Annotated in this window: 27 protein-coding genes; 17 read left to right on the top strand and 10 right to left on the bottom strand. The window is 64.8% G+C overall.

Annotation, left to right across the window (positions count from 1 at the left end; genetic code table 11):
- The first annotated feature begins 12 nt into the window (after positions 1–12).
- A complete protein-coding gene (locus tag AC4FWB_RS27895; RefSeq protein ID WP_491029450.1) occupies positions 13–735 on the top strand; it encodes a 3-keto-5-aminohexanoate cleavage protein in 723 nt (240 codons plus the stop codon).
- Positions 736–741: 6 nt separating this feature from the next.
- On the opposite strand, the gene AC4FWB_RS27890 is transcribed toward AC4FWB_RS27895, so the two are convergent.
- From AC4FWB_RS27890 to AC4FWB_RS27880, 3 genes are all read right to left on the bottom strand, one after another.
- Positions 742–1143 carry a GFA family protein gene (locus AC4FWB_RS27890; protein ID WP_491029449.1) on the bottom strand — a complete coding sequence of 134 codons (402 nt, stop codon included), beginning with the start codon at positions 1141–1143 and terminating at the stop codon, positions 742–744.
- Between the two features lie 24 nt (positions 1144–1167).
- Positions 1168–2226, bottom strand: a complete 1059-nt coding sequence (locus tag AC4FWB_RS27885; RefSeq protein ID WP_491029448.1) for a Gfo/Idh/MocA family protein — start codon at positions 2224–2226, stop codon at positions 1168–1170.
- An 89-nt stretch (positions 2227–2315) separates the two neighbouring features.
- On the bottom strand, positions 2316–3101 hold the full coding sequence (locus AC4FWB_RS27880) for a ThuA domain-containing protein (protein WP_491029447.1): 786 nt from the start codon (positions 3099–3101) through the stop codon (positions 2316–2318).
- Between the two features lie 444 nt (positions 3102–3545).
- Between AC4FWB_RS27880 and AC4FWB_RS27875 the strand changes: the two genes are divergently transcribed.
- Positions 3546–4301, top strand: a complete 756-nt coding sequence (locus AC4FWB_RS27875) for a bestrophin-like domain (RefSeq protein WP_491029446.1) — start codon at positions 3546–3548, stop codon at positions 4299–4301.
- A gap of 2 nt (positions 4302–4303) precedes the next feature.
- Here AC4FWB_RS27875 and AC4FWB_RS27870 read toward each other — a convergent pair whose 3' ends face one another.
- From AC4FWB_RS27870 to AC4FWB_RS27840, 7 genes are all read right to left on the bottom strand, one after another.
- Positions 4304–5545, bottom strand: a complete 1242-nt coding sequence (locus tag AC4FWB_RS27870) for a glycosyltransferase (protein ID WP_491029445.1) — start codon at positions 5543–5545, stop codon at positions 4304–4306.
- Positions 5546–5834: 289 nt separating this feature from the next.
- Entirely contained in the window at positions 5835–7463 is a 1629-nt protein-coding gene (locus tag AC4FWB_RS27865) for a DUF2778 domain-containing protein (protein WP_491029444.1), read from the bottom strand.
- 653 nt (positions 7464–8116) lie between these two features.
- Complete coding sequence (locus AC4FWB_RS27860) at positions 8117–8596, bottom strand: DUF2231 domain-containing protein (protein WP_491029443.1); 480 nt, start codon at positions 8594–8596, stop codon at positions 8117–8119.
- Between the two features lie 154 nt (positions 8597–8750).
- Positions 8751–10010, bottom strand: coding sequence for an NAD(P)/FAD-dependent oxidoreductase (locus AC4FWB_RS27855; RefSeq protein ID WP_491029442.1), 1260 nt, complete (start codon positions 10008–10010; stop codon positions 8751–8753).
- Positions 10007–10708 carry a methyltransferase domain-containing protein gene (locus tag AC4FWB_RS27850; RefSeq protein WP_491029441.1) on the bottom strand — a complete coding sequence of 234 codons (702 nt, stop codon included), beginning with the start codon at positions 10706–10708 and terminating at the stop codon, positions 10007–10009. The genes AC4FWB_RS27855 and AC4FWB_RS27850 overlap by 4 nt, the downstream gene beginning before the upstream one ends.
- Positions 10705–11772, bottom strand: coding sequence for a type III polyketide synthase (locus AC4FWB_RS27845; RefSeq protein WP_491029440.1), 1068 nt, complete (start codon positions 11770–11772; stop codon positions 10705–10707). Before AC4FWB_RS27845 ends, AC4FWB_RS27850 begins: the two co-directional genes overlap by 4 nt.
- 283 nt (positions 11773–12055) lie before the next feature.
- On the bottom strand, positions 12056–12214 hold the full coding sequence (locus AC4FWB_RS27840; RefSeq protein ID WP_491029439.1) for a hypothetical protein: 159 nt from the start codon (positions 12212–12214) through the stop codon (positions 12056–12058).
- Between the two features lie 160 nt (positions 12215–12374).
- Here AC4FWB_RS27840 and AC4FWB_RS27835 point away from each other — a divergent pair, with 160 nt between their 5' ends.
- The 15 genes from AC4FWB_RS27835 (at position 12375) to AC4FWB_RS27765 (ending at position 22239) form a co-directional block, all read left to right on the top strand.
- On the top strand, positions 12375–13034 hold the full coding sequence (locus AC4FWB_RS27835) for a cation efflux transmembrane domain-containing protein (protein ID WP_491029438.1): 660 nt from the start codon (positions 12375–12377) through the stop codon (positions 13032–13034).
- Positions 13035–13065: 31 nt separating this feature from the next.
- Positions 13066–13533, top strand: a complete 468-nt coding sequence (locus tag AC4FWB_RS27830; protein ID WP_491029437.1) for a hypothetical protein — start codon at positions 13066–13068, stop codon at positions 13531–13533.
- A 126-nt stretch (positions 13534–13659) separates the two neighbouring features.
- Positions 13660–15096 carry a multicopper oxidase family protein gene (locus tag AC4FWB_RS27825; RefSeq protein WP_491029436.1) on the top strand — a complete coding sequence of 479 codons (1437 nt, stop codon included), beginning with the start codon at positions 13660–13662 and terminating at the stop codon, positions 15094–15096.
- Positions 15097–15127: 31 nt separating this feature from the next.
- Positions 15128–15568, top strand: a complete 441-nt coding sequence (locus AC4FWB_RS27820) for a DUF411 domain-containing protein (RefSeq protein WP_491029435.1) — start codon at positions 15128–15130, stop codon at positions 15566–15568.
- Positions 15569–15605: 37 nt separating this feature from the next.
- Positions 15606–16046 carry a DUF411 domain-containing protein gene (locus AC4FWB_RS27815; protein WP_491029434.1) on the top strand — a complete coding sequence of 147 codons (441 nt, stop codon included), beginning with the start codon at positions 15606–15608 and terminating at the stop codon, positions 16044–16046.
- 102 nt (positions 16047–16148) lie between these two features.
- The gene (locus tag AC4FWB_RS27810) at positions 16149–16796 is read left to right on the top strand and encodes a DsbE family thiol:disulfide interchange protein (RefSeq protein WP_491029473.1); all 648 of its coding nucleotides are present in this window, start codon (positions 16149–16151) and stop codon (positions 16794–16796) included.
- A gap of 13 nt (positions 16797–16809) precedes the next feature.
- Positions 16810–17208 carry a hypothetical protein gene (locus tag AC4FWB_RS27805; protein ID WP_491029433.1) on the top strand — a complete coding sequence of 133 codons (399 nt, stop codon included), beginning with the start codon at positions 16810–16812 and terminating at the stop codon, positions 17206–17208.
- Between the two features lie 13 nt (positions 17209–17221).
- Positions 17222–17572: a hypothetical protein gene (locus AC4FWB_RS27800; protein ID WP_491029432.1), complete on the top strand. Its 351-nt coding sequence runs from the start codon at positions 17222–17224 to the stop codon at positions 17570–17572.
- A gap of 45 nt (positions 17573–17617) precedes the next feature.
- A complete protein-coding gene (locus tag AC4FWB_RS27795; protein WP_491029431.1) occupies positions 17618–18292 on the top strand; it encodes a TlpA family protein disulfide reductase in 675 nt (224 codons plus the stop codon).
- A 25-nt stretch (positions 18293–18317) separates the two neighbouring features.
- Positions 18318–18944: an SCO family protein gene (locus tag AC4FWB_RS27790; protein WP_491029430.1), complete on the top strand. Its 627-nt coding sequence runs from the start codon at positions 18318–18320 to the stop codon at positions 18942–18944.
- 10 nt (positions 18945–18954) lie between these two features.
- The gene (locus tag AC4FWB_RS27785) at positions 18955–19431 is read left to right on the top strand and encodes a copper chaperone PCu(A)C (protein ID WP_491029429.1); all 477 of its coding nucleotides are present in this window, start codon (positions 18955–18957) and stop codon (positions 19429–19431) included.
- 49 nt (positions 19432–19480) lie between these two features.
- Positions 19481–20053, top strand: coding sequence for an SCO family protein (locus AC4FWB_RS27780; protein ID WP_491029428.1), 573 nt, complete (start codon positions 19481–19483; stop codon positions 20051–20053).
- Positions 20054–20112: 59 nt separating this feature from the next.
- Positions 20113–20898: a DsbA family protein gene (locus tag AC4FWB_RS27775; protein ID WP_491029427.1), complete on the top strand. Its 786-nt coding sequence runs from the start codon at positions 20113–20115 to the stop codon at positions 20896–20898.
- Positions 20899–20926: 28 nt separating this feature from the next.
- Positions 20927–21661: a cytochrome c biogenesis CcdA family protein gene (locus AC4FWB_RS27770; RefSeq protein WP_491029426.1), complete on the top strand. Its 735-nt coding sequence runs from the start codon at positions 20927–20929 to the stop codon at positions 21659–21661.
- A 20-nt stretch (positions 21662–21681) separates the two neighbouring features.
- Positions 21682–22239: a hypothetical protein gene (locus AC4FWB_RS27765; protein ID WP_491029425.1), complete on the top strand. Its 558-nt coding sequence runs from the start codon at positions 21682–21684 to the stop codon at positions 22237–22239.
- Positions 22240–22471 lie beyond the last annotated feature (232 nt).

The following is a 22471-nucleotide window of genomic DNA, read 5'->3' as shown; positions in this document are numbered from 1 at the left end:
GACAGCTTCGCCATGATCGTCCAGGCCTGCATCAACGGCGCGCGTACTGCCGATTTCCACCCTGCCCTGCCGCTCGACCCCGACGCCATGGCGCGCGACTGCGCGGCCTCGATCGCGGCGGGCGCGGCCGAGCTGCATGTGCATGCGCGAGGCGCCGACCGTCAGGAAAGCCTCGCCCCGGAGCCGATGGATCGGACGGTGGCGGCGCTGCGCCGCGCCTGCCCCGGCACGCTGATTGGCGTCTCAACCGGCGCCTGGATCGAGAAGGACGACAGGCGCACGCTTGCGGCGATTGCCGGCTGGCATGAGCTGCCCGACTATGCCTCGGTCAACCTCAGCGAGGCGGCTGCGCCCGAAGTGATGGAGACCCTGCGTAGCCGCGGCGTCGGCATCGAGGCCGGGCTCGCGTCGATCGGCGATGCGCTCCGGCTCGCCAGCCTCGACCATGGCGGGCGGGTGCTGCGCGTTCTGATCGAGATTTCCGAGCAGACGCTGGACGAGGCCTTCCCGGTTGCCGAAGGCATCGAAAAGGTGCTGCAGCGCGAAGGCATCCGGCGCTCGATCCTGCTGCATGGCGAGAACGCGACGGTGTGGCCTTTCGTCGAGCGCGCAGCGGCACGGAAGTTTTCCACCCGTGTCGGGCTGGAGGACGGCAAGGAGTTGCCGGACGGCAGTGTCGCGGCAGGCAACGCCGCGCTGGTTGCGGCGGCGGTGGGGATTTATCGCAGGACGTAAATTGGCTCAGCCGATCTTTGCCAACGGCTCGGCGTTTATCTCGACCCACTCGCAGCGCCGGCTGTCGTGGTAAAAGGACTGGAAGGGCGGCGGGAACGACGGGTCGGCGAAGGCGCCTACCGGAATGGCGGTAAGGCCGGGCTGCGTGTCTATCCGGTAGTGGACATTGCTCCCGCAGTCCGGGCAGAAGCTGTAGATGACGCGGCCGCCCTGCTCGCCGACGCGCGTGAATTGCGCTGACCGCCCCTCGATCGAAACGTCACCTTCCGCAAACCGGACATTGTAGCTGAAGGCGCTGCCGGTGCGCCGCTTGCAGTCGAGGCAGTGGCACACCGAAATGCGCACCGGCTCGCCCACGCAAGTGGCCGACAGTTGACCGCAGGAACATTCGGCGCGACGCGTGACCATTCTGGCTCCTCCCCTCTTCACACGCTACTGCGTGTCGGCGTTGGCTCTCAGCTCGGCGCGCTTCTCATCCGACACTACGGCAAGGTCGAGCACCTTCTGCAGGCCCGCCGCGTGGCGGAAGTTCGGCTCGGTCTGCGCGCCGCTCTTCACCGCATCGACGAAGCGCTGGTAGTTGGTGGGCACCGTGCCGGCGTCGAGCTTTTCCCACTTGGCGTTCTCAACATTCTCGCCAACGCAAGCCTTCAGCATCGAACCATCAAGGTTGTGCACCACCTCGATGCCGCCCTTGTCGCCATAGATGCGCAGCCTGAGCTCATTGAGGTGGCCGGTCGCCCAGCGGCTGGCATGCACCAAGCCGAAGGCGCCGTTGGCGAAATCGAGCGTCATTGCGAAACTGTCATTAGCGTCAAGGCCGTATTCGCCGATGCGGTTGCCCGGCGCCTTGTCGAAGGCGCGCAGGCGGCAGAAGACATGGTCGATGTCGAGGGCGGCGCCATAGCTGGCGAAATCGAGGATGTGGATGCCGACATCGCCGAGCACGCCGTTCGAGCCGTGGCCGCGCGACAGCCGCCACAGCCATTTCGTATCGGTGCGCCAATCGCCCCAGAATTTCGACACCAGCCAGCTCTGCAAATAGGACGCCTCGACATGGCGCACCGTGCCGATCTCGCCCGCCTGCACCATCTGGCGCGCCTTCTGCAAGGGCGCGACATTGCGATAGGTGAGGTTGACCATGTTGACGACGCCGGCGGCTTCCGCGGCATCGGCCATCTCGCTCGCCTTGCCGAAATTTTCCGCAAGCGGCTTTTCGCATAGCACCGGCTTGCCGGCGGCAATCAGCGCCATGGTGGTCGGGTGATGGATGCGGTCGGGCGTGACATTGGCGACCGCGTCGAAATCGCCCCAGTCGAGCGCCGCCTCCAGCGAGGTGAAGCGCTTCGGGATCTTGTAGGCGTCGGCGTATTCGCCGACACGGGCCGGATCGACATCGACCGCGCCGACGATGTCGACGCCCTCTATGGCGCTGAAGCGGCGGGCATGTTCCTGCGCCATCCAGCCGGTACCAAGTATCAAAAGCCGCATTTTGTTTCTCCGAGCGAATTGGTTCGATTCAATGATAGGAGGCGGACATGGTTTATTCCAGACGGAAAACCGCTGCGCATCTTATGGAATTAGCGGAATCCGCCCTCGCCGGCCGCGTGCAGCTTGCCGCCGCGCTCGACGATCGGCTCCAGCGCCTTGTCGACCGGCACGTTCGGCGCGGTGAGGATGGCCGGCTTCGCCCCTTGCGGGTTATGCGCCCACCTCACCGCGTTGCGCAGCACCTTCTGCACCGTCGCGTCGTGATAGGTCGGATAGGTCTCGTGTCCAGGGCGAAAGTAGAAGACGTTGCCGGCGCCGCGCCGGTAGGTGAGGCCCGAACGGAACACCTCGCCGCCCTGGAACCAGGAGATGAACACCGTCTCCAGCGGCTCCGGCACGGCGAACTGCTCGCCATACATCTCCTCGTATTCGATCTCGAAGAACTCGCCGATGCCTTCGGCGATCGGATGGCTGGGACTTGTCACCCACAGCCGCTCGCGCTCGCCGGCCTCGCGCCATTTCAGCGTGCAGGGCGTGCCCATCAGCCGCTTGAATATCTTCGAGAAATGCCCGGAATGGAGCACGATCAGCCCCATGCCTTCGAAGACGCGGCGCGCCACGCGCTCGACCACTTCGTCGGCCACCGCGCCATGGTCCTTGTGGCCCCACCAGACCAGCACGTCGGTCTCGGCGAGGCGGGCCTCGGGCAGGCCGTGCTCGGGCTGCTCGAGCGTCGCGGTCGAGGCGGAGATCGCCTTGTCGGCGGCGAGCGCGTTGGCAATGGTGGTGTGCATCCCTTCCGGATAGATGCCGGCGACCACCTCGTTGGTCCGCTCATGGATGTTCTCGCCCCAGACGACAGCGCGTATTGTCATGGATAGCCTCGTGAATGATTGTGAGGGTGGAGCCGCCCCGCGCCATAGATAGCGTCTTCGGCCGGTATTGGAAGCGGTTTTCGACGATCGGTTGTTCGGCCAAGGCGTGCGGAGAAAATCTGAAAGGTTGGCGGGACAGCGCCCCCCTCTGTCCTGCCGGACATCTCCCCCACTTGGGGGGAGATCAGACGTCACGCCGACTTTCGCCAATTACTGGCGTGGCAAGAAGAGCGAGGCGCAAAAGCTGCCAATCTCCCCCCTCGTGGGGGAGATGTCCGGCAGGACAGAGGGGGGCGCGAAGGAACGCTACCTTTACAAATTTCCATGCTGACGTGGACCCGAAACCACCCTTCCCGACCAACAACATACACCCTTATGCTCCCGCTTTGATTCAACCTCCTCCACCCAATTGGCAAGCGTCCCTTCCCGTGCGCAATATCAGGCATGGGCGAAGTGCTTGTAGGAGCAGCGATCTTTGCTTGTCTGGCCGGGGCGTCGCTGGTCAGCCTAATGGTACACGAGCGCTTCCCCGCTCACCACTTGCAGGACGACACCAGCGTGGTGGTGCGGCTTGCCGCGAACCTTTTCGTGGTGATGTCCTCGCTGATGCTCGGCCTGATGATCAACTCGGCCAAGAACACATTCGAGGCCATCAACGGCAACGTCCACACCTTCGCGACCGATATCATCCTGCTTGACCGAACGCTCCGACACTACGGACCGGAGGCGGACAGCGCCCGGCAATCGCTCACCGCCTATGTTCAGCGCGTCGTCGACACCTCGACCGCCGACAGCGACACAACCGTCGTCCCGAACAGGTTGTCGGAACTGCTGCTCAATCAGGTCGGCGATATACTGGCGGGATTGACGCCCACGGATGCCAAGCAGACAGCCGCGCAGCAGGCCGCGACACAGCAACTGCAGAAGCTGATCGAGCAGCGCTGGATACTGGCCGAGCAGTCCGAAGGCGCCATACCGGCGCCGCTGATCGCCCTGCTTGTCGCCTGGCTGACGTTGATCTTCGCCAGCTTCGGCTTCCGGGCGCCGCGCAACGGCACCATCGTCTTTACGTGCCTCATTTCCGGGGCGCTGGTGGCGGCGGCGATCTATCTGATCATCGACATGGACAGCCCCTTCTCCGGCCCGATCCAGGTCTCGCCGGCGCCCCTGCAGAGGGCGCTGGCGGAACTGACGCAGTGAGATCACTGGCGGTTTAACATATCGACCAGCAGCTTCGCCGCCGCCGCCGCGCCATCGGCGCGGACCGAGCGGGCGACCGCGCTTGCGCGAGCCCGGGTTTCCGATGCAAGCGCCACCTCGAGCGCCGCAGCCAGTGACTCCACCGTCGGCGCCGGCCCGTCATGCGCGACGCCGATGGCAAGCTCGGCCACCCGCCGCGCCCAATAAGGTTGGTCGCCGATCTGCGGCACCACCACTTGCGCAGCCCCTGCCCGCGCGGCGGCGACGGTCGTGCCGGCGCCGCCGTGATGCATGACGGCGGCGGCGCGGCCGAACAGCGCCTGCTGGTTGACGTCGCCGACGGCAAAGCAATCTTCGCGATCGTCGATCAGGCTGAGCCCCGCCCAGCCATGCGCGATCACCGTGCGCCGGCCCATGGCGCGGATCGCCTCGATCGCGGCGCGGGCGGACTCCTGCGCGACCGCAATGGAGCCGAAGCCGACATAGACCGGCGGCGAGCCGGCCTCGAGGAACACTTCCAGCCCGTCAGGAAGCGGCCGTTCGTCCGGCAGTATCCAGGCGCCGGTCTGCATGGCTTCGATCAGGTCCGAGGGCAGCCATGGCCCGAGCGTCGGGTCGCAGGCAAGCAGAACAGGATCGCCGAAGACATAATCGCGGACATTGTCCAACGGATGCAAGCCGAGCGATGCGCGGAGGCCGTTGATCGCGCCGCCAAACAGCGCGTTCTTGGTCGCGATATCATGGTCCCAGAGCGCTCTATTGTCGGTCACCCCGGCCGGCAGCGGATGGCCCGGATATTCATAGGGCCGGTTGTGCGCCGACGGCAACCAAATCGGACAGAAGGTGCCGAGGGTGTAGGAAATACCCCGCTGCTCGGCAACCAGCCGCGCGGCGGCACAGGAAGGAAAAAGGCCGCACGCCACCACGGCATCGCAGCCTTCGGCGGCGGCCATGAGAGTATCGTATTGCCTAGCGACGATTTCCGCCGCCTGGCCGGAGATGAGTTCGGCCACGCCATCGGGCGATGCCGATGCTCTGCGCCGCGTCATCTCCTTCACCCATTCGCGCACCGGCGCGAAGGCCGGCGCCAGCGGCACGCCGGCACGGGCGCACAGAGCGGCAAACTCCTCATCACCGGGGACGCTCACCCGCACCTCGACGCCGAGCGCGTGCAGCGCCGCCCCGAGGGCCACCACCGGCTCCACGTCGCCACGCGAACCGTAGGTCGACAATAAAATCCGCATTCGGGAACTCCCTTTTCCAGAAATCGAGGTCAAGGGCAGCGTACATACGGCATGGCCCGGGTCTTGCCGCAAGCCCGGAGGGCGCCATATATGCTTTCTGGGAGGGGGAATTTTCCCTTCGCTCGTCCGCAACTTGATGGAATTGATCGCTGCCGCGCCTGCAAGCATGGCGAAGACATCAAGCGCGTGCGCCGATCGTCCTCCGCGCCGATGGCGGCAACGACCGTAAATTGTCAGAGATCGAAGGCAGGACCGGCAACAAAGCTGCTGCCGGCATAATGGCGGTGGGTTAGCCTTGGCGCCCTTCTTGGGCAACCTGGGTGGGCGACCTGGTCAGGCGCGGCACCACGACGAGGCGCTTGATCTTGCCTTTCTTGTAGGCGGCAAGGAAGCGGTGATAGTCCTTGAAGACGAGGCAGCCATTGGATTCGGCGCGGCCGCCGCGCAGCATGTAGGTGTGGGCGAGCAGGCCGTCGCGGCCATATTTGTTCTTGCCGCTGGTCGGCGTCAGCCGGATCGCCTCGACGCCGTGGAAGCGCGATTCACGCATCGACAGATTGTAGGTGTCGGGCGGTGTCGGGCCGACATTCTTCTTGTCGACGAAGCGCGGCTGGTCGACCATCGAGCCATACCCCGAATGCGCCTCGAGCTTCGAGCCGTCCGGCATATAGACCGTCTTGGCCGAGATGTCGTAGACGGCGACGCCATTGCCCGTCGAAGGCCCGTTGAACAGGCCCCAGAAAGCATTGCCGAGACCGCCGCGCTCGGGCGTGTCCGGCTTGGCATAGGCGAGCATCTCGGAAGGCTGCGCCTTGCCGCGCTTGGTCGGCGCAGCATTGACTGGTTTCGAGCCCTGCACGCCCGGAAGCGCCTGGTCGGAGTTCCTGAGCGAGCGCGGCGACTGCGGGCCTTCCGCGGTATCGGTGGAGGCGGGCTCGGGCTTTGCCGGTTCCGGCTTGGCAGCTTGGGGCTTCGCCGATTGGGTTGCCTGCGACTGGGCCGCCTGCGGCTTGGCAGGCTCCGGCTTCCTCGCGGCATTCTGTTCGGGCGCCTCGGTTGCGCGGTCCAGCGTCGTGCGCGGCCTCAGGCCAGGCACGGCGATGCTGTCGGGCAAATCATCCTGTCGCGGCAGCGAGGCGACCTGCACTTCGCCCTGGTTTGCGGCGGCTTGCCCCGAGCCTTCAGTATCGTTCGAGCCGCCCGCCAGATCGGGCGCATCGCCGTTGGCGAGCGCGACGGCGGCGGGCACGTCGACCGTTTCTTCGGGCATGGCATTGGCGAGCGCCAGCGCCAGTTCGGACGCACGCTGGACGTCGACCTGATTTGAGCCGAAGCGTGCCTCCGCCGGGCCGCTCAAGGTTGGGCCGGTCTGGGTCGGGTCGGTCTGGGTCGGATCGGCCACGCCGCCGAAGCGGCTCGCCGACGGCAGGCTCGCAAGCAGGAAAGGCGCGCTCTCGGCACGCTGGAAGGCATCGGCAAGTTTCTGCGGCGAAAGCCCGGCGCGCTTGATGACGCTGTCGAAACGGTCGCCGACATCCGCGGCGGACGCCTCCAGAACGACCTTCTCACGCGCAACGTCGATCTTTTCAAGCGCGACGCTATCCGGCGCCGCAGGCTTCAGGCGCGCCGCCTTGCCGTCATGGGTTACAGTGGAGTGCGCGAAGCTGGTGGCGAGACCGAAACAGCCGGCATCGCAGCCGCCGGTGAGCGAGCCCTTCTTGTAGCCGCCGGCCGCGGCAAGACGCGGCGCCCAGGCATTGGCAAGCTGCCGGCGCTGGTCGGCGAGCGCGATGTTGCGCGGCGCAAGCAGGCTTTGCGGCAATCCATTGGAAGCGGCGGTAAGCGAGGTGCTCACCGAATGGAGGCCGGCCAGCGTGGCCGCCGACCACAGGGCGAGCGCGGCGCCGACAGCAGGCACCACAACCCAACGATGACCACCAGATTTCTTCGAAGCTACCCCCTCTTCAGGAGTGTCACCCCGGTTCTTCAAACGCAAAAACGCCATACGACCACTCTCAATCGGCATGCCGGTTTGCGGACCTGGCACCCGTCACGATCACAGTTCGCCTGGTGCCCCCTGCACCTTCACGCGTCTGTTGCCGATTGATTCAAAGGATGGACAAAGATGGTTAACCAATCCCTCCACCAGCCGCCAATCTGGCGACGGTCCATACGAAAAAAGAGCCCTCCATGGTCTCCGCCACGGTAAAAATGCTCTCCCTCGCCCGCTTTTGCTGCCCGTTTTTGCGGGCCGAGTCAAGCAAACGCGAAGGTTTTGCCCTTTCGGACGATCGCCAGCTAAAGACGGATTGAGGTTAAAAAGCGGCAGGAAAAGCGTGCAGCGGCGAGGTGCGACATCGCCGGCGGCGGGGAACGCGGGGGCGAACTCTCGCGTCAGAACGAGTGGGCTCGGCGCCGGCCGGAAATCAACGAAAGGGCCGGCAAAACCAGGTCGCAGGCCAATGTCCCGGGGCTGCGCAGCGCTTTGGAGCCGTTCAGCCTTTGAATCGCCGAACCGCTCTAACTATTTGTTTTTGCGCAATTGCGGGCACCCAGGCAAGCGCCCGGCGTTCAGCGCGTTTCGTCCGATCCGTCGGCGACGCCGACATGATACCGATAGACCATTCCCCAGCCTTTCCAGCCGGTGAACAGAAGGATGATGACAACGATCAGCGACAGGACTAGGCCGACCGGCACCACCGCCGCCTCTGCCTGGGTGTATCGCAAGTACCAATTGTAAAGCTCGATCAGGACGACAATGACGTTGCCGCCGGCATGAAGCCATACGTCCCGGAGACTGCGGATCTGAGCATCGCCCAGTATATCGGTCAGGCCGGCAAGGGCGGCCAGCGCAGCCATGATCAAACCTGCCCCGAGGAGCCAGAGCGTAGGGGTAACCCAGGCCGGATTGCCGGTTCGCCAGAAGACAAGGTCGCAAACGAAGGTCGCGACGAAGAAGGCGATCGGGAACGGTATCAGCATGGCATGGACAGGGTGGCCGGCAATGCTTGCCGTGCTGTGCGGATTGTGGGGGATCGTTTCGTGGGCCATCGTAATGCCTCCCGGAGGCGTGGCGAGCGCCGCCTCAGGCCACAGCACAACGCATCACGGGCTTGGCGGCAAAAAGCCGGATACATATCGAACTCCGATAGGTCCGGAATGTTCCATAACCCCATTCCATAAGCTTTTTCGTATCCGGGGGCGTCTATCGGCCCAGGACCGCGCGCCCATCGGCCAAACCGGGGATGGGCTTCGTCTTGCCGCTGAGCCGCGCCCCCAAGGTCAGTGCCTGCGGAAAATTGCGGACGACCGCCTCCATCAATGCCGCGCCGCCGGGGCCAAGAGCGATGCGGGCGATGGCCTCAGCGGCAAGGACCCGCGTCGAGAACAATCCTCGCCAGGCCGCCTCGTAGCGCCTGCCGGCGGCCTCGCGTGCCCCCTGCCCGCTTGCCGCCTCGCCGAGCTCCAGCGCCAGGAGCCAGCCGGACTGAAGCGCCATCGATATGCCCTCGGCGATGATCGGATGCGATTCGCCGGCGGCGTTGCCGACGCGGAAGATGTCCTTTTGGTAGCCGGCGCGGATGCCTGGCCGGATCGGGCCGGCGGCAAGCCACGGGCCGTCGAGATGGGCTTGCTCCAAGGCTTTACGCGCGCCCCGGCATGTCGCCATGAGATGATGCTCAACGGCTTCGGCCGCCGAGACATGGCCGCCGCGTTGGCGGGCGAGGCTGCCGCGCAGCCGGGCGAGCCTGTCGCGCCTTATGCAGCAGGAGATCGACAGGCGGCCATGGTCGGCGAACACCATGCCGCCATAGCCGCCGGGAAACGTCAGCAGCGGCATCAGGTCGGGCGGCAGCGACGCCCCGGTGAAATGCGCCTTGAAGCCGAGCAGGTCCGAAGGGTGGCTGGACTTCTCGAGTTGGCTTGGCAGCGGTCCCGGCTCCCACGAGCCGTGCGCGGCGACGATCACCGGCGCCCGCAGGATCGTCGCCTCGTCGCCGGACTTTTCGCCTGTTGCCTGGATCCGCACGGTTTGGCAGTCGCCGTCGCGTTCGATGGCGACGGCGCGGTAGGGCTGGAAGACTTCGGCGCCGGCCGACCGCGCCGCATCGAGCAGCAGGGTATCCAGTATGTCGCGGCCGAGCGCGCGGCCGAAGCCGTCCTTTGCAGCGGACCCCGATCTCGCGCCCGGCATCGGCGCCTCGATGCTGGTGGCGCCGGAAAAGAGGCCGACGCGACGGATTTCTGGACCGGCATCAGTGCGCCAGGCACCGCCGATCTCCAGCCGGTCGAGAAGTGCCAGATTGCTTGCCGAGATGTATTCGCCGCACACCTTGCGGCGCGGAAACGCGCTCTTCTCCACGGTCGCGACGGCCCATCCGCGACGTGCAAGCGCCAGCGCCGCTGATGTGCCCGCCGGACCGGCGCCTACGACGATCGCATCGTGGGTGGATGGCCGCCTCAAGGTGTTGCTCCGGCGAAGACGTGGGAGAAAGGCCCGGCGCGGCGTTCCTCGAGCGGTCTGCCGCCGGCAGCGCTCCAGAGGTAGGAAAGCTCGCTGCCGCGGAAGCCGGCGCGCACGCTCTGCGCGGCGTCATGCCTGGTGACGTCGTTGGCGCCGATGGCCCAGAGGAGCCGCGCCGCGGCGAGCGCCAAGCCCGCCCGCAGCGGCTCCGTCGCCAGGATGAGCGGGGCCTTGCGCCGCAAAAGCGAAAACAGGCGCAGCAGCCCGGCATTGTCGAAATGATGCAGGAAAAGGTTGACCGTGATCGCGTCGAAGGGCCTGCCGTCCTCCTTCTCCGCCCAGTCGAAGACGTCGGCAGTGATGGTTTCGAGCGTCCATCCCAGCCCGGCGAAATCGGCCGCGAGCTTTGGCGTGACGAGACCGACGCGATCGAGCATCGTCAGTTCCACCTCGCGCCAGTCCCTTGCCATGCGCCGGGCCACTTTCAGCATGAAGGTGCCGTCGCCGGCGCCGATCTCCAGAATGCGGCCGGGCGGCTTCGGCAGAAATTTCCGCATGAGCGAGGCCATTATCGGCGCCTGGAACATCAGCGCGTTGATGCGGGCGAGATCGCGGCGTGAGCGAATTGCCCGCGCATCGTCGGCGTCGAGCCCATCCAGGATTTCCGGGACGAGGCTGCGGCAGGCGAGCGCGGTCATGCGATGGTCCTGAACAGCATGGTTTCGGCCGTCAGCCCGGGCCCGAACGACATGCCGCAGCCGAGCAGTCCACCCGGCTTCTTCAGCATCTCTTCCATCACGAACATGACGGTCGGCGACGACATGTTGCCGTATCGGCGCAGCACCTCGCGCGACGGCTTGAGCGCGGCGGGCTCAAGGTTCAGCGCCCTCTCGACGGCGTCGAGAATGGTGCGGCCGCCCGGATGCACGGCCCAGAGGTCGATCGCCTCCGGCGCTCGGCCGCCGAGGATAGCGTCCTGGCTGCTGCGCAGCGCTTGCTGGACCGCCGCCGGCACCTGGCCGGAAAGAAACATATCGAAGCCGTGGTCGCGGATATCCCAGGTCATCAGTTCCCGCCGCTCGTCCGCGACGGTGCAACAGAAGGAGTCGAGCTCGATGCCGGGCGGCTCGGCGGTGACGAGGCTCGCCGCGCAGCCATCGCCCCAAAGGCAGAAGGACAAAAGCTTTTCCAGCTCGCTGGTTTCCCTGATGTGCAGGGTGCATATCTCGATGTTGACCAGCAGGACCTTCGCCCGTGAGTCGGAGCGGACGATGTGGCGGGCAAGCTTCAGGCCGTTGACCGCCGCGTAGCAGCCCATGAAGCCGATCATCGTGCGTTCGATATTATCTGGCAGGTTGCAGCGCCGAACCAGGTCGAGGTCGATGCCGGGCGCCGAGAAACCGGTGCAAGAGGTGACGATGAGGTGGGTGATGCGCGATGCCTCGTCGCCGAGGTGGAGACCGTCGACGGCGTTCTGCGCCAGGACGGGCGCGGCCTCGGCGAACATCGCCATTCTGGCGGCCGTTCCGGGAAACGCGCCGCGCCTGAAGGTTCCGGCAAGGTCAGCCGCCGGTCCTTCGGGGTCGAGAGCGGGCGCAAAGCAGGAAAAGCGGTGCTCGATGCCGGCGAGGCCAGCCATGCGTTCAAATATCCTCTTACGATCGGCAGCGAGCATCGAAGCCGCGTAGCGCAGGTAGAACTGATGAACTTCGTGCTCCGGAACCGCTGTCGCAATCCGGTTGATATAGGCGTTGGCGGGCATGTACTGTCTCCCTGGGCTTCGGGCACGGTGCGCGCTGCTGCCGGAGGGGTTTCTTGCTCATGGGCGCCGATGTCGGGCGCCAGGCGTTGAGCGTTGCCTGTTCGATAAACGTTTCGGAAAACCCGTTTCTTCCAGGGCGTATGATCCCGAGCCAAAAACTTCGCAAAGGATCAGGCGCAAAATCAAAGTGTTACAGTCCTTTCCGCAAGCGAAAGGCGCGCCGTGCCGCAAGACCATGGGGCCGGCACGAAGCTTCAGCCTGTCAGGCAAAGCTTCAGGCCGATCACTTGCTGCCCTGCACCGCTCCGGGCACGATCAAGGCTCCCTGGTCGCGCTCCGAATATCTGAAGCCGATGAAGAACAAGGCGATGATGATGAGGCAGAGCGCCAGCACGATGGCGATGGCTCTTCCCTGATTTTCGGCAGGCGGTTTGTCTTCCATGGCGGTTCGCCTCGCACATAAACCCTGGGAGAGCGGCAAGGGTTCCAAGCTCTGAGCGCGTTCGCTGAATCTGCAAAAAGGCGGGTCGGCACCGCTCGGAGGTTTCCCGTCGCCTATGGCATAGAACTCCCCTATACTTTGCGAAACCATGGAGGTTGCCATGGGCGCTGAATGCTGTGGACTACATCACGATCCGCCTACCTTGAGAAACACATCGCACAGGAAGGCTCTTTGGGCGGTACTTGGTATCAACGCCGTAATGTTTGCGGTTGAAATCGGCGCCGGCGTCGCTGCGGGTTCCACCTCGCTTCAGGCAGACGCGCTCGACTTTCTTGGAGATGCCGGAAACTACGCCATAAGCCTCTTTGTGGTTGGCATGGCCTTGCAATGTCGCGCCTTAGCCGCGTTTGCCAAAGGCATAACCATGGGCGTTTTCGGCCTGTGGGTGATTGGCGCCACCATCTGGCACGCATTGCAGGCAACCTTGCCGGAAGCTTCTACAATGGGTGCAGTCGGATTTGCCGCGCTGCTGGCCAACGCCGCCTCATTTGCGCTCCTGTGGGCCTTTAGGGGTGGCGACGCCAATATGCGCTCGGCATGGATTTGCACCCGCAACGACGTGCTCGGCAATCTGGCAGTGTTGTTGGCTGCGTTGGGTGTTTTCGGCACGGGCGCTGGCTGGCCGGACATCGTAGTCGCAGCCATCATGGCGGGCTTGGCTCTTCAGGGTGCAATCGTCGTCCTGCAACAATCGCGCACCGAACTTGAGCTAGGCAGACGCGGTGCTCACAAAGGAAGCGCTGATCAGATTTCAAGCTGAAGACGCAATCGCATCGGACGAGACGGTCTTGATGTCGCAGCAGTCGGCGATCACGGGCTTGGGACTTGCAAAAGCCGGGCTTTGCCGTCAGCTTAGGCGAATGATGGCCCGGCTGTCGCCAAAACATATGTTCGTCATGCTGCTCGCGGTCTTCCTGACCACGGGGTTCAGCCTGTCCGCCACCCAGGCGAGCGTGATGTCGGCGACGATGACGGCAGGCGACGGGTTGACCATGCCTGCCGGCCCCGGCATGGACAAGATGGCCGATGCCGCCATGAAGGGTGACTGCAAGGGGTGCCTCAAGGGTGCCGGCGGTGACAGCAAGGGGATATACTGCCTGCCGACCTGCATTGCGCCGGCGCTTGCGGTGCTGCCACAGAACCTCGACATGACGACAACCCCGCTGCCGTCGCAAATATCGCCGCTGCCGGCACCGTTCCTGCACGGGCGAAGTTCCTTACCCGACCCATACCCTCCAAAACCCAGCGCTCTCGTCTGACGCCGTTTCAGCCGTCCCACGGCTGATCTCCGGCGTGCGGTCGCCCGCTCGCGTTGCTGCGCGACCGGGCGCGGACAGCAATCAATCGACGGCTCGCCGTCGATCGAGATCGCAAAGGGCATAGAGGTGAATACCAATTCCAGTCTTTTCCTGTCGCGCCGCAGCCTGCTGCTAGCGGCGGCGGGGGCTGTCGCATCGGCGTCGATGCGCCCCGCGCAGGCATCCGCCGTCGACGAGCGCCGCCTCAGGGTTGCGCCGGGCCAGGCCCGGTTCGCCGGCGCCGATGGCCCGCAAACTCCGGTGTGGGCCTATGACGGCTCGATCCCCGGCCCGACGCTACGCCTGCGGCAGGACCAGCCCGTCCGCATCATTGTCGAGAACGGGCTCGACGAGGACACTACCGTCCACTGGCACGGCATCCGCTTGCCGAACGCCATGGACGGCGTGCCGGGCCTCACCCAGCCGCCGATCGGGCCAGGGCAAAGCTTCGTCTATGAGTTCACACCGCCCGATGCCGGCACCTTCTGGTATCATCCACATACCGACAGCCTAGTGCAGATCGGCCGTGGCCTCGCCGGACCGCTCATCGTCGAGGAGGCCACGCCGGTCGCCGTCGACCGCGATCTCGTCTGGCTGCTGCAGGACTGGCGGCTGACGGCCGACGGCCAGATCGCCGGTGGCTTCGGCGGCGCGATGGACGCGTCGATGTCCGGCCGCGTCGGCAATCTCGTCACCATCAACGGCACGGAGCCGGCTGACCAGGACGTGAGGGCCGGCGAGCGCGTCCGGCTGCGGCTCGCCAATGCCTGTCTCGCCCGCATGATGGCGCTTCGCTTCGAGGGCCACCGCCCGATCATCGTCGCCATCGACGGCCAGCCTTGCGACCCGCACGAGCCGGAGGACGGACGCCTGGTTCTGGCGCCGGCCATGCGCATCGACATCATGCTGGACATGCAGGGCGACCCCGGCAGCCGGCACGCGGTGGTCGACGATTTCTACGACGGCCTCGCCTATACGCTGACGACGCTTGCCTACGACAGCGCGCCGCCGGTCAGGGCGCATCCACTCGGCGCCCCCCTTGCCCTCCCGCGCAATCCGCTGCCGACGCCCGACTTCGCGAACGCCGTGCGGCAGGAGATCGTGCTGCAAGGCGGCATGATGGGCGCGGGCAAGCTGAAAGGCCTCGGCGGGATGATGGGCATGGGAATGCCCGGCATGAACGGCGGCGCCGCCTGGGCGATCAATGGGATGTCGATGACCGGCGACGGCCATGCCGGCATGGCGCCGCAGTTCACGCTGAAACGCGGCGCCACCTGCCAGCTCACCATGCGCAACGAAACCGCCTGGTGGCACCCGATGCATGTGCACGGGTTCAGCCTGTCGGTCCTTTCCCGCAACGGCTCGCCCGTGCCGCATCGGCAATGGCAGGACACGGTGCTGCTCGCGCCGAGGGACACAGTCGAATGCGCCTTCGTCGCCGACAATCCCGGCGACTGGATGCTGCACTGCCATGTCGCCGACCACCAGATGGCCGGCCTGATGACCGTGTTCCGCGTGAGCTGATTTTCGACCTCGTCAAACCAAGGAGATGGAAATGAAACTGACCTATCGCCTCGCCGCCCTCGCCGCACTGATTGCAACGCCAGCGCCGGCACTCGCGGCGACGATCAACGCCGTGATGTACAAGAACCCCAGCTGCAGCTGCTGCGAGACTTACGCCGCCTATCTCGAGCAGAACGGCTTCAAGGTCGAGCTCAAGCCGACCAACGACCTGTCCCAGGTAAGCGCCGGGCTTGGCGTTCCCCCACAATTGCAGGGCTGCCATTCGGTCGTGGTCGGCGGCTACGTGGTCGACGGTTTCGTGCCGGTCGACCTGGTCAAGAAGATGCTCGCCGAGCGCCCCGCCATTACCGGCATAGCGATGGCCGGCATGCCGATGGGCTCGCCGGGAATGGGCGGCCAGAAGACCGAAACGTGGAAGATCTACGCCTTCACCAAGGACGGCAAGGCGCCGACCGTCTACGCGACGGAATGACGGCCGATCCCGAGTTCCGAAACCAATGGAGATTGCAATGAAGCTGACCTATCGCCTTGCAGCCCTTTCGCTGCTGATCGCGACGCCGCTGCCCGCGGTCGCCGCGACGATCGACGCGGTGATGTACAAGAACCCGCAATGCAGTTGCTGCGAGGCCTATGCCGCCTATCTCGAGCAGAACGGCTTCAAGGTCGACGTCAAGCCGGTCAACAACCTGTCCCAGATCAGCAGCGACGCCGGCGTGCCGGCCAACCTCGAAGGTTGCCACACGATGATGGTCGACGGCTATGTCGTCGACGGCCTTGTGCCGGTCGATATCGTCAAGAAGCTGTTGACGGAACGGCCCGCGATAACCGGCATCACGCTGGCCGGCATGCCGACCGGCGCGCCCGGCATGGGCGGCGAGAAAGCCGGGACCTGGACGGTCTACGCCTTCACCAAGGACGGCAAGGCGCCGACCGTCTACGCGACGGAGTGAAAGGGCATGGCGATGTTTGCCAGAACCCGGCTTGTCATGACCGTCGCGCCGGCGAGACACGTGCCGGCGGACCGTGAAATCCCGATCGGACGGCGGCGCATCATGACGGGCGGTGACATCGTCCAGTCCAACGCGGGAGCGACGGCCATCCGGCGCTCCACGCCGCGACGGCTTGCCGTCTTCCTGCCGGCATTGGTTTTCGCCGGCATGGCCGTGCTGCTCAGCTGGGGACTTACCCGCAACGCTTCGGATATTCCGTCAGCGCTGATCGGCAAGCCGGTGCCCGAATTCAGCTTGCCGCCGGTCCAGGGCCGCTCGCTTGGCCTGTCGAGCGGCGACCTTCGCGGCGAAGTCTCGCTGGTCAACGTGTTCGCGTCCTGGTGCGTTGCCTGCCGCGAGGAGCACCCCGTCTTCCTGCGACTGGCGGCCAGCAAGGCCGTGCCGCTGCACGGGCTGAACTACAAGGACCGGCCCCAGGACGCCGAGCGCTGGCTGGACACGCTGGGCGATCCCTACACGCGCACCGGCGCCGATCTCAACGGCCGGGTCGCAATCGACTGGGGCGTCTACGGCGTCCCGGAAACCTTCATCGTCAGCGCCGACGGGCGCATCGCCTACAAGCATATCGGGCCGGTGACGCAAGAGGCGCTCGACAAGATCATCCTGCCGCGGGTCGAGCGCCTGCGCGCCGAGGCGAGAGAGCGGCGAGGAACGATCGAATCCTCCGCGGACCGCTCGACCGCCAATTGAGAAAGGAAAAGGCATGACCACGACCGAATTGACCCGAACCAACAAGGCCTCGCCCAGTGCCGCCGTCCGTCAGGCTATCGGCGGCCGCCGCGGTCTGATCGCCGCCGCAGCAGCCATCGCCGTCGCCGGCATCGCCTTCAACTGGACATGGCTGGTCGCAGCAGGCATCGCGCCGCTGCTCATCAGCGTCCTGCCCTGCGTCGGCATGTGCGCGCTTGGCCTATGCATGAACAGAATGACGTGTGGATCGTCGGTCCCTCGGCCGCCCGCGAGCGACATCGCGCCCGGAGAAACGGACCAGTTCCAGCTTGCGGCTTCGTCCGACAAATCGGGTGTCCCGGAACTGGTCGCTTCCGCCTCGGTCGGACCAGCCCGCGCCGCCGACAAAAGCTGCTGCCACAACGCTCGATGAAAGGAGAACCACCATGCGTAAACCTGCACAGACACTCGTTCTTGCCTCGGCCTTCGCCGGCATGATCGCCCTCACCTCGCCCCTTTATGCCGAGGAAGCCTCGCCTGCTCCGTCCCAAGGAAACGATATGATGGGCGGAGGCAATATGATGGGCGGGAACAACATGATGGGCGGCGGCAACATGACGGGCGGAGGCGACATGATGGGGATGATGAACATGATGTCGCAGATGAACCAGATGATGGGGATGATGAATATGATGACGCAGATGAACCAGATGATGGAGACCTGCAACAGGATGATGCAGAGCACCATCGACAAGGACCATGGCGCACCTCCTGCCGCGCCCGGGAAGAAAGGGTGAAGGTGTTCGGTCATCATCCAGGTCGAGCGGGACATGCGAGCTGAAATGGAGCCGAACACCGATATTCCAAGCAAGGAGGGACCCGGGCGTCGCCCCGGTTTCTCCACCCCAGTTGTTTCGCTGGCCATCATGCTCGCGCTGTCAATGGTCGTCGCGGCGGTGCTTTCTTACGAGCTTCTGCGGACACCATCGGATTCGGCGCCGATCCCGGCCGTATCGTCGGGAAGCGGGGTTGAAGCTCGACAGGACTTGCAGTTTTCGTTCCGGGATCAGCCCGTCGACCTGCCGGAAATCAACTTTGTCGATGGCGACGGCCGAGCTCTCTCGCTGCGGGATTTCCGCGGCCGGCCTATCCTCCTCAACATCTGGGCAACCTGGTGCGTGCCCTGCCGCAAGGAAATGCCGTCGCTCGACCGCTTGCAGGCGAAGTTCGATCCGTCGCGGTTCCTCGTCCTCACTTTGTCGATCGATCAGCGAGGCGTTCCCGCCGTCAAGAAATTCTACCAGGAGCTTGGGCTCAAATCGCTCGGCATCTATGTCGATCAACGCGGAGCCGTTCTGGGGCTGGCAGGAGTTCCGGGTGTGCCGACCACCCTTTTTCTTAACAGCGAGGGGCAGGAAATCGGCCGGAAGATCGGGCCTGCCGAATGGGACAGCGCAGAAACAATCGCCGTGCTTCGGAAACATATGAGCCTGCCCGCCAATGAGAGTGCAAGATGATGCCCTTTGCCGAAGGAGCCGGGGCATGACCCGCCGCGTCAAATGGCTCACCATGCTTCTCGCGATTTTCCTCGCCTTCGACGCGACCGCGTTGACGCTGCTGATCGTGCGGAGATCGTCGGAGGTCGCCATATCCTGGAAGGGCGGCTCCATAGGAACCCCGGATATTGGCGGACCCTTCACCCTGGAGACGACCGACGGCAAGACGGTCACCGACCAGACCTACCGCGGCAAGTGGATGGTTATCTACTTCGGCTACACATTTTGCCCCGATGCATGCCCGACTGCGCTCAGCAACATGAGCGTGGCACTCGAGAAGCTTGGGGAAGACGCCGGGAAAATCCAGCCTATCTTCATCACCGTCGATCCCGACCGCGACACGCGCCAGGCGATGTCTGCCTTCCTGGAGTCCTTCGACCGTCGCATTGTCGGGCTGCGGGGGACCCCGACGCAGATCGAGGCAACGGCTAAGGCCTATCGCGCATTTTTCGAGCTGCACAAGGAACAGGGCGCCAACTACCTCGTGGACCACAGCGCGTATTTCTATCTGATGGACCCGGACGGCAAGTTCGCCGACGTGATGGAGGGCGCCACGCCCGGCGATCAGATCGCGGACGAGTTGCGCACGCTGATCGATGAACATTCGACATAGGAGCAGACCGATGAAATCCACCATTGCAGCCCTGGTTTTTGCGATCGGCAGTTTGATCGCCGCGGGCGCCGGCGCGGCTTCAGGCGGCATCGCGGTCGAACACGCCTGGGCTCGCGCATCCCCTAGGGGCGCCGTGACGGGCGGCGCCTACGTGACGATCGTGAACAATGGAAGCAGCGACGATCGCCTGCTCAGCGTGTCGAGCCCGGCGGCCGAGCGCATCCAGTTCCACTCCGAGACCAACGACAACGGGGTGGCTAAGATGGTCCAGCTTCAGACGATCGACGTGCCTGCCGGGGGCTCGTTCGCCTTCAAGCCCGGCGGCACCCATATGATGATGACCGGACTCAAGCAGCCGCTCCGGGAGGGCGAAAGCGTCCAGCTATTCCTGACGTTCGAAAAGGCCGGCGTCGTCGAGGCGACGGCCCGCATCGGAAAGATCGCCGCGATGGTCGATCCCGGCAATCAGGCGAACAATGGCAACTGAGATGCTCGGACCCCGACAAGCGGCAGACACAGTCCAGCAACTGCCACCGATGCGGTGGCCCTGGGGCCTGACCGTGGCCGGGCTGTTGCTCGTGGCCGCCGTTACCTCGGTCTTTTGGCTGCATCAGCGCCAGGCGCCGACCATCGGCGGCCCGTTCCAATTGGTCAACGCAGCAACCGGACGCCAAGTCACCGACCGGGACTATCGCGGCAAGTGGCTGCTGGTCTTCTTCGGCTACACGCACTGTCCCGATGTCTGCCCGACAACGCTCGGCAGCATCGCCGAGGCCATGAGCCAGCTCGGGCCGCTAGCCGGCCAGATCCAGCCGCTCTTCATCACGGTCGATCCTGAGCGCGATACATTGCCGGTGCTCGTCGACTACACCAGCGCCTTCGATCCACGGATACTGGGCCTTTCCGGCAGCGCCGACCAGATCGCGAGCGCGGCGAAGGCCTATGGCATCTACTATGCGAAGCGTGCGATGGGCGACGACTATTTCATGGACCATACCGCGAGCGTTCGTGTCGTCCGACCCGACGGGTCCTACTCGTCGTCTCTTCTTTCGACGGCGGGGCCGTCCGACATCGCAAAACGCCTGCGCAAACTGCTCGAAGGAACCTGACGGCCGTCGACACATGGCCGCCCGAGGGACACAAGATGGATAACAAGGAGAGATGCAACATGATCACCGAAAAGGCACGCCGATATGGGCGCCGGCTTGTCCTCGCCCTTCTCGTTGCCGGATTGACCGGATGGTTCCTGCTCGGCCCGACAGGCGCTGAGCGCCCTGCGATGGCGGCCGGCGAAATGTCCCAGGACCAGCTAGACCAGCGCATCCACGATTATATCCTCGCCCATCCCGAGGTTCTCGTGCAGGCCCTGCAAAGCCTCGACCAGCGCCAGCGCGAGGCCGAGGCCGCCGAGGCAAAGGCGGTGCTCACTTCGCGCGCGGACGATATCTTCCGCGACAAGCAGAGCCCCGTCGGTGGCAACGCTGAAGGTAACGTCACCCTGGTCGAGTTCTTCGACTACAACTGCCCCTATTGCCGCCAGATGGCGCCGGTCATGGCACAGGCCGTTGCCGAGGATCCGCAGCTCAGGATCGTCTACAAGGAATTCCCCATCCTCGGCCCGGATTCCGTATTCGCGGCCAAGGCGGCGCTCTCGGCCGAGAAGCAAGGCAAGTACGCGCAATTCCACAAGGCGCTGTTCGACTCCAAGACGAGGGTGACCGAGGCGATCGTGCTCAAGATCGCCGTCGAGACCGGCCTCGACGTGGCGCGCATGAAGAGTGACATGCAGAAGCCCGAAATCCAGACACTGATCGACCGCAACGCCGAGCTGGCGCAGGCGCTGAGAATCACCGGAACGCCGGGCTTCGTCGTCGGCGACCAGATATTTCCCGGCGCCACCAATCTTGAGACGATGAAGAAGCTGATCGAGCAGGCCCGGGCGCAACCGAAATGAGGCGCGCGTCGGCAAGCAGGAACCTCTGATGCCCGAACTGTCCAATATCGGCGTGCTGAGCGCATTCGCAGCGGGCATCGTCTCGTTTCTCTCACCCTGCGTGCTGCCGCTGGTGCCGGGTTATGTTTCCTATGTTGCCGGCAGGACACCGATGGACGGGCCGGCCGATGGCGCGGCCCGCCTGTCGGCGGCTGCCTTGAGCCTTTGCTTCGTGCTCGGGTTCTCAACCGTCTTCATCGTGCTGGGCGCCAGCGCCACGGCGCTCGGCCGGCTGCTGCTCGGCTACCGTGTCGAGCTCAATCTCGTCGGCGGCGCCATCGTCATCCTGTTCGGCCTCTTCCTGATCGGGTTCGTCCGTCCGGGCTGGATGATGCGCGAGGCGCGTTTTCATGCGACCTGGCCGGGCGGCCGCGCGATCTCCGCCTACGCGCTCGGCCTTGCCTTCGCCTTCGGCTGGACGCCCTGCATCGGTCCGATCCTCGGCTCGATCCTGACCATGGGCGCGGCCTCCGCCACCGTGAATGACGGAGTTGCCCTGTTGGCGATCTATTCGCTCGGGCTTGGCGTCCCATTCCTGCTTGCAGCGCTGTTTACCGATGGCCTGGCGCGGCAGCTCAAGGCGATGCGCAAGGCCGGCCGGCTGCTGCAGCCGGCGGCCGGTGGCATCATGGTCATCATGGGGCTCGCCATGATCACCGGCCAGATGTCGACCTTCTCGTTCTGGCTGCTGGAGCGGTTTCCAATATTCACGCGCATCGGCTGAAGGCCGGGAAAGGATTTTCAATGACCTCTGTTTCGAACCTATCGACCAAGGCGTTTCGCGTGATGATGGCAATAGCCGGGCTGATGGTCCTGCTCGGCTCAAACGTCACGTTCGCCGCCGACGATCCAGGATTGGCCAAGCGTTTCGAGGATCTAAGCAAAAACGGCAACAGCACCTGCTCGGCCAAGTTCACGGACTCGATCGCTACCATGCCGGCGATGGCGCGCATCAAGGGCTCGTGCTGCAGCCCGATGAACCTGAAGCGCTATAAGGAGCAGACAGAGGGCCTGGTCAAATACCGCGACATCGTCATCATCCCGCAGGACCCGTACGACATTCCGGCGGCCACCGCGCAGCGGGCGGCGGCCTATTACGATCTTCAACTCAGCGCAGACGAGCAGAAGGCCTATGATTACGCGATGGCCAATTCCGAGGAGAAAGGCCCGTGCTGCTGCCAGTGCTGGCGCTGGAAAGTATATGGCGGACTGGCGAAGTACCTGATCCACGAGCACGGCTTCACCGGCAAGCAGATCGTGGACGTGTGGAACCTCTCCGACGGCTGCGGCGGCGAAGAGTAGAGCCGGGCGACGCTTCGGCCGGTTCAACAAGCGCTCTATTCCTGCTTCTTGAAAGGAGCGCTTGACCTTCCGGTCGCTGGAACCGTTAACCTCATTGCGAACTTCCGGAGGTCGTCCAATGACACACCGAACCCTGAATTTCGAAAGGCAGCTATTGGCTCTGTTCAGACAGGCCTTTCGGCAAGGCAGGTCGGATGTCGCGGAGCATTTGCTGCGAGCGCTGGAGGCGCTG

Source organism: Mesorhizobium sp. LEGMi-168a, assembly GCF_058312955.1.
Note: the sequence above shows the minus strand (reverse complement) of the source record. Positions and strands in the feature narration are given on the sequence as shown.

What these genes read in the sequence shown, in the direction of transcription:
- AC4FWB_RS27775 (WP_491029427.1), top strand. Translation starts at nt 20,113, where the DNA reads ATGATCACCGAAAAGGCACGCCGATATGGGCGCCGGCTTGTCCTCGCC.
- AC4FWB_RS27830 (WP_491029437.1), top strand. Translation starts at nt 13,066, where the DNA reads ATGTCGCAGCAGTCGGCGATCACGGGCTTGGGACTTGCAAAAGCCGGG.
- AC4FWB_RS27800 (WP_491029432.1), top strand. Translation starts at nt 17,222, where the DNA reads ATGCGTAAACCTGCACAGACACTCGTTCTTGCCTCGGCCTTCGCCGGC.
- AC4FWB_RS27780 (WP_491029428.1), top strand. Translation starts at nt 19,481, where the DNA reads ATGCGGTGGCCCTGGGGCCTGACCGTGGCCGGGCTGTTGCTCGTGGCC.
- AC4FWB_RS27765 (WP_491029425.1), top strand. Translation starts at nt 21,682, where the DNA reads ATGACCTCTGTTTCGAACCTATCGACCAAGGCGTTTCGCGTGATGATG.
- AC4FWB_RS27805 (WP_491029433.1), top strand. Translation starts at nt 16,810, where the DNA reads ATGACCACGACCGAATTGACCCGAACCAACAAGGCCTCGCCCAGTGCC.
- AC4FWB_RS27880 (WP_491029447.1), bottom strand. Translation starts at nt 3,101, where the DNA reads ATGACAATACGCGCTGTCGTCTGGGGCGAGAACATCCATGAGCGGACC.
- AC4FWB_RS27790 (WP_491029430.1), top strand. Translation starts at nt 18,318, where the DNA reads ATGACCCGCCGCGTCAAATGGCTCACCATGCTTCTCGCGATTTTCCTC.
- AC4FWB_RS27795 (WP_491029431.1), top strand. Translation starts at nt 17,618, where the DNA reads ATGGAGCCGAACACCGATATTCCAAGCAAGGAGGGACCCGGGCGTCGC.
- AC4FWB_RS27815 (WP_491029434.1), top strand. Translation starts at nt 15,606, where the DNA reads ATGAAGCTGACCTATCGCCTTGCAGCCCTTTCGCTGCTGATCGCGACG.
- AC4FWB_RS27845 (WP_491029440.1), bottom strand. Translation starts at nt 11,772, where the DNA reads ATGCCCGCCAACGCCTATATCAACCGGATTGCGACAGCGGTTCCGGAG.
- AC4FWB_RS27860 (WP_491029443.1), bottom strand. Translation starts at nt 8,596, where the DNA reads ATGGCCCACGAAACGATCCCCCACAATCCGCACAGCACGGCAAGCATT.
- AC4FWB_RS27850 (WP_491029441.1), bottom strand. Translation starts at nt 10,708, where the DNA reads ATGACCGCGCTCGCCTGCCGCAGCCTCGTCCCGGAAATCCTGGATGGG.
- AC4FWB_RS27785 (WP_491029429.1), top strand. Translation starts at nt 18,955, where the DNA reads ATGAAATCCACCATTGCAGCCCTGGTTTTTGCGATCGGCAGTTTGATC.
- AC4FWB_RS27875 (WP_491029446.1), top strand. Translation starts at nt 3,546, where the DNA reads ATGGGCGAAGTGCTTGTAGGAGCAGCGATCTTTGCTTGTCTGGCCGGG.
- AC4FWB_RS27890 (WP_491029449.1), bottom strand. Translation starts at nt 1,143, where the DNA reads ATGGTCACGCGTCGCGCCGAATGTTCCTGCGGTCAACTGTCGGCCACT.
- AC4FWB_RS27840 (WP_491029439.1), bottom strand. Translation starts at nt 12,214, where the DNA reads ATGGAAGACAAACCGCCTGCCGAAAATCAGGGAAGAGCCATCGCCATC.
- AC4FWB_RS27810 (WP_491029473.1), top strand. Translation starts at nt 16,149, where the DNA reads ATGACGGGCGGTGACATCGTCCAGTCCAACGCGGGAGCGACGGCCATC.
- AC4FWB_RS27885 (WP_491029448.1), bottom strand. Translation starts at nt 2,226, where the DNA reads ATGCGGCTTTTGATACTTGGTACCGGCTGGATGGCGCAGGAACATGCC.
- AC4FWB_RS27835 (WP_491029438.1), top strand. Translation starts at nt 12,375, where the DNA reads ATGGGCGCTGAATGCTGTGGACTACATCACGATCCGCCTACCTTGAGA.
- AC4FWB_RS27895 (WP_491029450.1), top strand. Translation starts at nt 13, where the DNA reads ATGATCGTCCAGGCCTGCATCAACGGCGCGCGTACTGCCGATTTCCAC.
- AC4FWB_RS27870 (WP_491029445.1), bottom strand. Translation starts at nt 5,545, where the DNA reads ATGCGGATTTTATTGTCGACCTACGGTTCGCGTGGCGACGTGGAGCCG.
- AC4FWB_RS27820 (WP_491029435.1), top strand. Translation starts at nt 15,128, where the DNA reads ATGAAACTGACCTATCGCCTCGCCGCCCTCGCCGCACTGATTGCAACG.
- AC4FWB_RS27770 (WP_491029426.1), top strand. Translation starts at nt 20,927, where the DNA reads ATGCCCGAACTGTCCAATATCGGCGTGCTGAGCGCATTCGCAGCGGGC.